The following is a 1,932-nucleotide window of genomic DNA, read 5'->3' as shown; positions in this document are numbered from 1 at the left end:
CCGACCGCCAGCGGCCTGTCGCGGCCGCTAACCGCGACAGGCCATTCCTCTCGGAATATGCCGACGATAGCCGATCGCGCTATTACAAGGATGGGTAGAGCGCAGCGAAACCCATCAACTTCGTGCCGTGCGTTGAGATGATGGGTTTCGCTTCGCTCTACCCATCCTACGATTCAGCGCCCCTCAATCCAGCTTCGCCTCCATCCCGCGCTTCGTCGCGGGGCGGGCCATCAGCGTCTCGTACCAGCGCTTGACGTTGGGGAAGTCTGATAGCTCGACCTTGTGGCGCGGATGGCGCCAGGCCCAGCCGAGGATGGCGAAATCGGCCACCGAGAGATCGCCGGCGACGAATTCGCGCCCCTCAAGCCGGCGGTCCAGCACGCCGTAGAGCCGCCGCGTCTCGGCCATGTAGCGCTTCAGGCCGTAGGCGCGGTCCTGCTCGTTCTCCAGCGCGATGAAATGATGCACCTGGCCCGGCATCGGGCCGAAACCGCCCATCTGCCACATCAGCCACTCATAGACCGGGATCCGCTCGGTGAGCGGTTTCGGCAGGAACTTGCCGGTCTTCTCGCCGAGATAGAGCAGGATCGCGCCGGACTCGAAGATGCTGACCGGCTTGCCGCCGGGACCATCGGGGTCGACGATCGCCGGGATCTTGTTGTTCGGGCTGATCGCGAGGAAGGCGGGCGCCATCTGCTCGCCCTTGCCGATGTTCACCGGGATCACCTTGTAGGGCAGCCCCATTTCCTCGAGCGCCACCGAGATCTTGCGGCCGTTCGGCGTGTTCCAGGTGTGCAGCTCGATGGTCATTTCCGCTTCCCTCGCAAGTGTTTGGCCAAATGTTTAGCCGAGTGTCTGGCCGAGCGTTTCGGCCTGCTTACGGGGATCGAGACGGCCGCACAACCGCGCTTTCCGGAAAGCTCGCCCGCGGAAATCGCGGCGTGGGCGCTGTTGACGGGCGCATATCCGCGCTGGAATGTGCCGGTCAGCGTGGATAGATTGCCGCCCGCCTCAAACCCTCAAGGGAAAAAGTCTTTGTCCAAATCAGCCTCCCGCGCCCGCCTCGCCGAGATCATCCGCAAGCGCTCGTTCGGCCGCGGCGAGATCACCTTGGCGTCGGGCCGCAAGAGCGACTTCTATTTCAACCTGAAGCCGACAATGCTCGATCCCGAGGGCGCGGCGCTGCTCGCCGAGCTCACCTATGAGGCGCTGAAGGACGACAAGCTCGATTTCGTCGGCGGGCTCGAGATGGGCGCGGTGCCGCTCGCCGGCGCCATCGCGCAGCTGTCCTGGCTGAAGGGCCACCCGATCGCCGCCTTCTTCGTGCGCAAGAAGCCGAAGGAGCACGGCGCGAAGCTTTCAGTCGAAGGGCTCGCCAAGGGCGAGAGTCTGGCGGGCAAGCGCATCGTCATCGTCGAGGACGTCACCACGACAGGCGGCTCGGCGCTGAAGGCGGTGGAAGCGGTGCGTGAGGCCGGCGGCGAGATCGCGCTGGTCTTCACCATGGTCGACCGCGAGGAAGGCGCGACCGAGACCTTCGCCGAAGCCGGCTTGCAATTCCGCGCGCTCTACAAGGCCGGCGAGTTCCTGAAGGACTGAGACTTTCTATTCTCCCTCGCCCCGCTCCTGCGGGGAATGCGCTGGGGACTCTCTGCTCGCTTACAACTGTTGAGCGACCGTACTGGGTCGATCCGCGAGCTCGCTTCGCCTCTCCCGCTTGCGGGGGAGGCCGGATCGCATCGTCAGATGCGATCCGGGTGGGGGCTCTTTCCACGAGTCCCATCGCGGTGTCCGACCGGGTTGATGCCTGACATATTGGACCGGGCTGATGGCTGACAATATCCGGTCATCGTGGTGCTGTCTGCGCCGTTTGCTGTGCGACGCGGAGCCGCGCATGCGGCGGAGCAAAGCGCAGGAAACGGCGCTCGCGAT

Annotated in this window: 2 protein-coding genes; one reads left to right on the top strand and one right to left on the bottom strand. The window is 64.8% G+C overall.

Annotated elements, in window-relative coordinates; all coding sequences use genetic code 11:
* Positions 1-183 precede the first annotated feature (183 nt).
* The gene (locus AC628_RS41260) at positions 184-810 is read right to left on the bottom strand and encodes a glutathione S-transferase family protein (protein ID WP_074132531.1); all 627 of its coding nucleotides are present in this window, start codon (positions 808-810) and stop codon (positions 184-186) included.
* Positions 811-1,035: 225 nt separating this feature from the next.
* Here AC628_RS41260 and pyrE point away from each other — a divergent pair, with 225 nt between their 5' ends.
* The gene (gene pyrE, locus AC628_RS41255; protein ID WP_057019495.1) at positions 1,036-1,599 is read left to right on the top strand and encodes an orotate phosphoribosyltransferase; all 564 of its coding nucleotides are present in this window, start codon (positions 1,036-1,038) and stop codon (positions 1,597-1,599) included.
* The last annotated feature ends 333 nt before the right edge of the window (positions 1,600-1,932 follow it).

Source organism: Bradyrhizobium sp. NAS96.2 (assembly GCF_001908235.1).
Taxonomy (GTDB): Bacteria; Pseudomonadota; Alphaproteobacteria; order Rhizobiales; family Xanthobacteraceae; genus Bradyrhizobium.
Note: the sequence above shows the minus strand (reverse complement) of the source record. Positions and strands in the feature narration are given on the sequence as shown.

What these genes read in the sequence shown, in the direction of transcription:
- AC628_RS41260 (WP_074132531.1), bottom strand. Translation starts at nt 810, where the DNA reads ATGACCATCGAGCTGCACACCTGGAACACGCCGAACGGCCGCAAGATC.